The sequence below is a fragment of the Allobosea sp. Tri-44 genome (assembly GCF_004123845.1).
Lineage (GTDB): Bacteria > Pseudomonadota > Alphaproteobacteria > Rhizobiales > Beijerinckiaceae > Allobosea.
The window spans coordinates 1-7,062 of sequence record NZ_NBDP01000021.1 but is presented as its reverse complement, the minus strand read 5'-3'; the positions used below and the strand labels follow the sequence as shown (position 1 = coordinate 7,062).

The 7,062-nt window shown below is 60.4% G+C and carries 10 protein-coding genes and 1 pseudogene; 5 read left to right on the top strand and 6 right to left on the bottom strand.

Annotated features, from left to right (window positions below):
• The 4 genes from B6S44_RS15070 to B6S44_RS15055 form a co-directional block, all read right to left on the bottom strand.
• Nucleotides 1-566 (bottom strand): glycosyltransferase (locus B6S44_RS15070; protein WP_164985837.1); only part of this gene is annotated, 566 nt, incomplete at its 3' end.
• Nucleotides 567-639: 73 nt separating this feature from the next.
• Nucleotides 640-1,854, bottom strand: a complete 1,215-nt coding sequence (locus B6S44_RS15065; protein ID WP_129157715.1) for an MFS transporter — start codon at nucleotides 1,852-1,854, stop codon at nucleotides 640-642.
• An 89-nt stretch (nucleotides 1,855-1,943) separates the two neighbouring features.
• Nucleotides 1,944-2,150 carry a DUF3606 domain-containing protein gene (locus tag B6S44_RS15060; RefSeq protein ID WP_129157717.1) on the bottom strand — a complete coding sequence of 69 codons (207 nt, stop codon included), beginning with the start codon at nucleotides 2,148-2,150 and terminating at the stop codon, nucleotides 1,944-1,946.
• A 115-nt stretch (nucleotides 2,151-2,265) separates the two neighbouring features.
• Nucleotides 2,266-3,543, bottom strand: a complete 1,278-nt coding sequence (locus tag B6S44_RS15055) for an ArgE/DapE family deacylase (protein ID WP_129157714.1) — start codon at nucleotides 3,541-3,543, stop codon at nucleotides 2,266-2,268.
• 580 nt (nucleotides 3,544-4,123) lie between these two features.
• Here B6S44_RS15055 and B6S44_RS15050 point away from each other — a divergent pair.
• The gene (locus tag B6S44_RS15050; RefSeq protein WP_129157713.1) at nucleotides 4,124-4,378 is read left to right on the top strand and encodes a GlsB/YeaQ/YmgE family stress response membrane protein; all 255 of its coding nucleotides are present in this window, start codon (nucleotides 4,124-4,126) and stop codon (nucleotides 4,376-4,378) included.
• 25 nt (nucleotides 4,379-4,403) lie between these two features.
• Nucleotides 4,404-4,859, top strand: a complete 456-nt coding sequence (locus B6S44_RS15045; protein WP_206735169.1) for a YidB family protein — start codon at nucleotides 4,404-4,406, stop codon at nucleotides 4,857-4,859.
• A gap of 106 nt (nucleotides 4,860-4,965) precedes the next feature.
• Here the strand turns inward: B6S44_RS15045 and B6S44_RS15040 are convergent, their stop codons facing one another.
• Nucleotides 4,966-5,370, bottom strand: coding sequence for a DUF768 domain-containing protein (locus B6S44_RS15040; protein WP_129157712.1), 405 nt, complete (start codon nucleotides 5,368-5,370; stop codon nucleotides 4,966-4,968).
• A 44-nt stretch (nucleotides 5,371-5,414) separates the two neighbouring features.
• On the bottom strand, nucleotides 5,415-5,654 hold the full coding sequence (locus B6S44_RS15035) for a DUF6894 family protein (protein WP_129157711.1): 240 nt from the start codon (nucleotides 5,652-5,654) through the stop codon (nucleotides 5,415-5,417).
• Between the two features lie 196 nt (nucleotides 5,655-5,850).
• On the opposite strand from B6S44_RS15035, the gene B6S44_RS15030 reads away from it, so the two are divergent.
• The 3 genes and pseudogenes from B6S44_RS15030 to B6S44_RS29655 form a co-directional block, all read left to right on the top strand.
• A complete protein-coding gene (locus B6S44_RS15030; RefSeq protein WP_129157710.1) occupies nucleotides 5,851-6,036 on the top strand; it encodes a hypothetical protein in 186 nt (61 codons plus the stop codon).
• Nucleotides 6,037-6,146: 110 nt separating this feature from the next.
• Nucleotides 6,147-6,899: an ImuA family protein gene (locus B6S44_RS29865; protein ID WP_129157709.1), complete on the top strand. Its 753-nt coding sequence runs from the start codon at nucleotides 6,147-6,149 to the stop codon at nucleotides 6,897-6,899.
• Nucleotides 6,814-7,062: pseudogene (locus B6S44_RS29655) on the top strand (DNA polymerase Y family protein); the annotation flags it as partial. The gene B6S44_RS29865 and the pseudogene B6S44_RS29655, both read left to right, overlap by 86 nt.

Genomic DNA, 7,062 nt, shown 5'->3' with positions numbered 1-7,062 from the left:
GCGCGGTCTGGTCGCTTTTCGGGCGTGATGCGTCCGAGGAATGCGAGATAGTCGCCGCCTCGCTTGTCGAACGGACATAAGCCAGGCCCAAGCCCATGATGGACCGTCGCCAGCCAATTCGCCGTGTCGGGCATAGGTTGCCGTTGGCAGTCGGAAATCGAGATCAGTGGCATTTGCGGGAACGCCCGATAGGCAGGGAGAAAATCCGGCAGATCCAGGCGGCCATGCAGCGTCGTCACGCATTTGTGGGCGAGATCGGTGAACAACGCGTGCTGCAGCAAGTCGAGATGGAAATGGATAATGTCGAATTCCGCCGCCCGCTCCCGGACCTTGGCAAGCATCGCAAGGTGGCTCGCTGTGTGATCGCGAATACCCGAAAGCCGCAAACCTTGCGGCGCGCAGGCGACAAGTTCGGCAGAGGTTTTTGAGTCGCCCGAGGCGAAGAGTGTGACCTGATGTCCTTGCCGAACGAGTTCTTCAGTCAGCCAGGACGCAACCCGCTCCGTGCCCCCGTACATCTTGGGTGGAACCGACTCAGCCAGCGGTGCAATCTGCGCAATCCGCATCCCATTTCTCCGGATCCCAACGCCACTAAACTCGGGCGAGCAAGCAACGCCGCTTCGGCCCAAAAGTTCGAAATCAGGCGCCGTCAGTGCTTTTCCCCGTTTGGACTCGGGGGACCGTTTCGGGCATGGCCACAACCATCAGAAGAAGAGCTATCCGCGCAACGCCGGATAGGACGGCAAAAGCGACGCTGTATCCCGCCCAGACGACGACACGGCCGGCAAACACGTAACTCGACGCGCCGCCAATGCCTTGAATCGTGCCGATGATGCCGCGCGCCAGGTTATACCGGCCGCTACCTTTGACCGCGCCGAGGAGGACCAGCGGTAGCAAGACGTCAAACAACCCAGCTCCCACCCCGTCCAGCAGCTGGAAGCCGATCATCCAATAAGGATCGTCGACAAGGGAAAACAATATGCCGCGCAGCGGCACGGCGGCGAAAGCCAGAATGAGCAGAAGCTTTCCGCCGATCAGATTGGCCCGCATGACGAGAAAAGCCATCGGGATCGTCGCCAGTTGGGCGACGATGATCGCTGCGGAGGTCACTGCTGACTCAAAGCCCTTGGCCTCGAGGGCGAGCTTCTGGCTCGCTAAGGCCAGCATCGGAGCATTTGCAAAATGAAACAACGCAGTGCCGAGCGCCAAGACCACGAAAGGTCGTTCGGCAAATAAGTGCCGCCACCTGAACGGACGGCTCCGACCGAGATTGGCCTGATCAAGACCGCGAGCCAGTTGATGATTAATGGCGTTTTGCGGGATCGAGAGGACCGCGATGGTCGTCAGTGCCGCGAATAACGGCAGCATATAGAAGACGCTGCGCTGCCCAAAGTAGGTGCCTACCAGCGCCGCCAGCGCAGCAATGAACAAATTCCCGAATCGGTCGAATACTGCATTACGGCCGAGCTGATCGGCGACGCCGCTCGGCCCGAACAGTCCAAGTGTGATCGCGGCGACTGTCGGCGCGAACACCCCACCCAATACAGCCATAGTGACGTCCGCTGCAAAGACCACGGCAAGCGTCGGGAACGTCACAATTGCGACCCCCAACAGCGCCAGCGCCCAGGAACCGCTAACAATGAGAGCCCGCTTGGAACGCGTACCATCGATCAAGGCGCCGATCGGTGTATGAAACGCGATTCCGATCAGCCCGCTTGCGGTCAGGACACCCCCGATTGACGCCTGATTCCAACCCGCCTCTGTCAGTAGAAACACATTGACATAAGGCCCCAGGCCGCCCCGCAGGTCAGCCAGCAAGAAGTTCAACCAGTCGAGGCTTGGCCGATACGACACTGGGTCCTCGTGTGGGTGATTCTTCCAAGAGGCGCCGTGAGCTCGTCAGACGCTACAATTGCTCCGTGAGCACCGCATATCGAGCTGAGCTAGAGTGTCTTGCCGAGTTGGCGCGCAACGGCGGTAGCGCTCACGCCAGCCTTGGCAACGGCCTTTTCGAGCTCAGCTTTTGAGACGCCCAACTTCTGCGTCCAGTAGCGCACTTCATACTTTTCGCTGAGGTTGATGCGGCTGCGGTCCTGCGGGCCACGCTCTGTCTTGTCGTCCGGCGTGACATCTCTCCTTTGCTGGGAAATTCGCCAGCTCGGCCGTTGGTTCCAGACGGGCCTTTAGCGGCATCTCTGGATTGAGAATTCCTTGCTCGGTTGACCTGCCTTTGCCGGCAGTATTCCGATTGGCGCGAGCGGATCGTCAGTCTTCGATACCGCACCAGTCGGCGGCGAATAACGCGAGAGCCTTGGTGACCCGGCGCAGCGATGGCAAACTGACGCGTTCGTCGATGCCGTGAATGTTCTCCGCTATCGGTCCATAGACGAGCGAAGGGATATTGCCGTGGACTGCGAAGATCGCTGCGTCGAGGTAGGCGGTCATGACATAGGAATTGAGCTCGTTGCCGCCCTGGGCGCGTCGGTGAGCGGACCGTAAGCACGCTTCGGCTGTCGAGCCTTCCGCGAGCTCGTAGCCGGCATGCATTACGCCAACCCAATCGACGTCGACGAGATCGCCGCTGGCAAAGGTCGAGTCGTCTTCCTGAACCTTCGCCATGCAGGCTTCGACCTCGGCAGCCCGCGCTTGCGGGTCCTCGCCAGGGTAAAATCCGATGCGGCCCTCGACCACGCAATCGCTTGGGATCGAAGCGATCCAGTCGCCGCCGGCGATCGTCCCGAATGTCAGCGCAACGGGATTAGCAATGTCGTCGAAACCGCGCTTGCCCTTCGCCTCGCCAATCCACCTGCGCTCCAGAGCTCGCAAGTGGCTGATCAGCTTGATCATCAGATCGATCGCGCTCTGACCCGCCTCGGGTTCTCGTGGGTGAGCGGGCCGTCCTCGCGTCGTCAGGCGGAACTTGAGGACACCGGAGTTGGCGCGAACAATTTGCTCGTCAGTCGGCTCGGCACTGATGATCGCATCGGCAATGAAACCGTTGACGAAGGCAGTCGCAGCGCCGTTTCCCGTGATCTCCTCTTCGACCACCGACTGGATCTGGACGTCTCCGCGTAGGGTCAGTCCAGCGTGCGCGATCGCCTCAAGAGCGTAAAGCGATGCCGATAGTCCAGCCTTCATGTCGCCGGCGCCGCGTCCATAGAGCCAGTCGCCATTCTTGCGCGCTTTGAAGGGTGGTGATGACCAGCGCGCCTCGTTGGCCGCGGGCACGACGTCCATGTGGGAGTTGAAAGCCAAGGAGCGCCCGCCGCGCTGCTTGGCGGGCCTGAGACCGACAACGTTCCAGCTCGACTGATAGTCGATGGTCGACGGCGAAAAGGCCGGATGCTTGCCAATCTGGGTAGCGTCTGTCTGAAGCCGCCTGACCTTGTAGCCGCGCTTCACCAAGGTCGCTTCCAGAAAGCCCTGCGCTTCAGCTTCATTTTCGCGAAGCGTGCGGTAGCCCACGAGTTTGGCGAGGAACTCCACCTGCTCTTCGAACAGACCCTCGACGGCTTGCAGAATCCGGTCTTCGGGAGAAGTCATGATCGATATCCGAAGTTGAAGGACACGCGGTTCTGGCTAGATTTCGGATCGCTCAAACTAGCTTCGACGGACCCTGGCGCCTGATCGGGATTTCGGAGTTCCTGTTCGAACCGGAGACCTGGCGCGGGATTTCGGCGTCACGTCCTTCGCGCGCTTGGCTCGGCCTTCGATGCTCAAGCGATAGAGGCCGTAACCTATCGCCCCGGCGATGAGCACAGGCGTCGGAAGCCGAGTGGCCAAGAGCGTGAGCGGCACAGATAACCCCTCTGCAATATCTCCCCGCTCCGCGTCACGTGCGATCCAGGCGCCGGCCAAACTGGCGAGAGTTGCTCTGATCATTTGCGATGCTCTTTTTCCATTGCGATTCTCGAATTTCGGGTGTCACGACACACCCTGAACGCCGACGGAGCCGTCCTGGATCCACGCACCATTGTCATCGATCGAACTTGCTGCCGGCGGCCCGTCTCCGTGCAGCAAGCAGGCCGGTTTGCCCGAGCACGGAACTTTCGGGGCACAGCCTGGGTTGAGCTTGGCCAGGCGCGTGTCGCGCCCAAGCGAACATCAGGTGCGGAGGCTATCCATGGGCATCATTTGGACGATCGTTATCGGGTTCGCTGCCGGCGTCATCGCGAAGTTCTTGTCGCCGGGGTCGAATGAGCCCTCAGGTTTCATCCTCACGACCGTTCTCGGCATCATCGGCGCCTTTGTAGCTACGTTCCTGGGACAGGCACTGGGCTGGTACCTGCCAGGTGAAGGCGCTGGGCTGATCGGCGCCGTAATCGGCGCGGTTATCGTATTGATGGGCTGGTCGATGATGAGCCGCCGCAACGCTTGAACCCCGAACCGAGGGAGACAATCACATGAGCAACGAGAACAGTGGCTTTCCATCCATGACGGCCTTGCTCGGCCTGCTTGCCGTCGCGGGGTATCAGAACCGCGACAAGCTTGCTGAATGGTTCGGAGGCTCGCAGCAGGGCAAGGTTGCGCAGGATGCTCCGGCCGGCTTGGACAGGATCACGGAAGGCTCACAAGCAAATTCGGCCGGTGGCGTCGGGGGGTTCTTGGGCAACGGCCTCCAAGAGCTCATTGAACGCTTCAAGCAGGCCGGCCGCGGCGATGCTGCCGACTCTTGGGTTCGAACGGGCCCGAACCAGCAGATTGAGGAGCGCGACCTCGAACGGGCGATTGGCCCTGATGTCTTGGATCGCCTTGCGACGCAGACCGGGCTCAGCACAGAAGAAATCTTGGCACGGCTGTCGAAGCAGCTGCCAGAGGCGGTGGACAAGTACACGCCGGACGGGCGAGTCCCGGCTTAGCGCAGCGAGCACTCGACAGCTACCCTCAAGCTCCTCCACAACCAGTATTGTGCAGACTCGCGATGCGTTTACCGACGCGCGCATCGCTCTGCCCTGGCACGATCACTCAGAGTATTGTCGCTGGTCGGCACGTCGGGTCAGAACATTTTTCCTGCTCCGCAACCACCACGATGCTGTAGGCGCCGAATTGTCTCCTGCCCCTCAAATCCGTCGGGCAGCGGATTTGATTTCTACCCATGAGCGCCTGCAGATATTGTAAATCGTCGTTGTCTACACGACGGGTTATCTCGTTATTGGTGGCTACTGCCATAGCGCGGGGTATTTCGCCGGGCAGGTCGGGATACTCTGCCTCGATTTCCTCTTGGGGAATCCCGGCAGAGTTGGCGTCGAGCAGGAGTTGCGTCGCAAGGTGCATGTTCCGCTCGTCTGGTCCTTCTTCATCGTGATAAACATCAGGCTTGACTCGCTCGGCGATCCACTGTTCGACATAGGCAATTGCTCGCGTTGACATGTCCTGGTCCTTTACCAGTTTAGGAACGGCGCCTGCATTGCGCTCTACGATGATTTTTTTCGCGCCTGTCCTTTGAAATCGAGTGAGGCGCGATAGACTTCTTCGCCGGCCTCGTTTCGGACATGAGTCTTCATTGAGAGCCGTTGGCCATTTGGCAGATCGTCCTTCGCCATATCCGCCAGTGCTCGCTTAGCTTCTGCCGCTGCGCCTTCCTCACTGGAAAAATCGATTCTACTGGTCGAACTACCTTTTGAGTCCTTGGTGGTGATACGAAATTTGGCCATGACCAGCTCCTCCGATAATGAGAATGCGCGAGCGTGCCTCTCGTTCCGCCCGTGCAGGCGACGATGAGCGCAAACCTTTCGTACCAGTCGTGATGATGTTCCGGCTGCTGCTGGGGAACTGGGTCGAAGCGCGGTGGGGCGGGAACTGAGTTCTGCCATCGAGGTTTAATCGATGGGGAACACAGGGAGTATCGCTATGAGAGACGGCAAGGGAAATAAGCTAACTGCGGAAGAGGAAGCTCTGGTTAAATCCATCGAGGTCACCCCAGGCAGTGACTCGCTGAAAAAAGTCTCGATCGATCCGAAACCAGACCCGGTTCAGGATCGCGATCGGCGCACCGAGACCGGGACACCGCATACCGAAACGGCGCCAAAATTTTAGTGGTCTTCGAAAGGTGAGGCGTGTCCAGGCAACGGAGGAGGGGGCAAGCTTGACTCGCGCCGCCAGAATGAGAACAAAGAGGGAACTTATTCACGACGGGTCATGTTCAATTGCGGTCTCAGCCCGCCCTTCAGTCGTTGCGAGACCAGATCGAACGGATCGAAGGACGCAGCACGCGTGGTCGAACGGCGCTTCCATTTGGTGTCGCGGCCATGGATTCTCGGCTTCCCGGTGGGGGATTAGCCCTGGGCGCGCTTCACGAAGTTGGGGGCGGCGGCCAAGGAGCAATGGATGGCGCCGCGGCAGCGCTTTTTAGTGCCGGCGTCGCCGCACGGACGCGAGGAAAAGTTCTGTGGTGTATGACGCAGTGCGATCTGTTCGCGCCGTCTGTCGCCCAGGCAGGACTGCTGCCCGACCGTGTGATCTATGTGGAAGCCACTGACGACAAGACGGTGCTGGCGTGCATGGAGGAAGGCCTCCGCCATGGCGGCCTCGGCTCTGTCGTCGGAGAGGTCACCCGCCTTTCGATGACGGCATCTCGACGGCTGCAACTGGCCGCGGAGGGCACAGGATCGATCGGGATTGCTCTACGTCGGTGGCGCCGCGAAACGGACGTATCGGATTTCGGACAACCCACCGCAGCCATGACGCGATGGAGGGTTTCTGTTCTTCCGTCGACGGCTCTTCCGGTTGCCGGGGTCGGCCGACATAGGTGGCTGGTTGAACTCATTCGTGTCCGGGCGGGTGAAAGCGCAGATTTCGAATTGGAGGCTTGCGATGACACGGGTCGTCTCGGTCTTCCTGCCGAGCTGGTCGATCGACCGGTTTCGGCGGGCGGCTGGCGACGCGGCACCTTCGCCTGAGGTCCCGCTCGTCCTGATCGCCCGCGACGGAAGTAGGAGGTTGGTGCAGGCAGCGAGCGCCACGGCCTTCGCCGCGGGGCTTCGTGTTGGCATGCCAGCCACTAAGGCGCAGGCGTTAGTGCCAGGATTGGCAGTTGAAGAGGCCGATTTAGCAGCCGATGCT

Bases quoted from the DNA above. Each gene is read 5' to 3' on its own strand.
- B6S44_RS15045 (WP_206735169.1), top strand. From the start codon at position 4,404: ATGAGCAACGAGAACAGTGGCTTTCCATCCATGACGGCCTTGCTCGGC.
- B6S44_RS15050 (WP_129157713.1), top strand. From the start codon at position 4,124: ATGGGCATCATTTGGACGATCGTTATCGGGTTCGCTGCCGGCGTCATC.
- B6S44_RS15035 (WP_129157711.1), bottom strand. From the start codon at position 5,654: ATGGCCAAATTTCGTATCACCACCAAGGACTCAAAAGGTAGTTCGACC.
- B6S44_RS15055 (WP_129157714.1), bottom strand. From the start codon at position 3,543: ATGACTTCTCCCGAAGACCGGATTCTGCAAGCCGTCGAGGGTCTGTTC.
- B6S44_RS15030 (WP_129157710.1), top strand. From the start codon at position 5,851: ATGAGAGACGGCAAGGGAAATAAGCTAACTGCGGAAGAGGAAGCTCTG.
- B6S44_RS15040 (WP_129157712.1), bottom strand. From the start codon at position 5,370: ATGTCAACGCGAGCAATTGCCTATGTCGAACAGTGGATCGCCGAGCGA.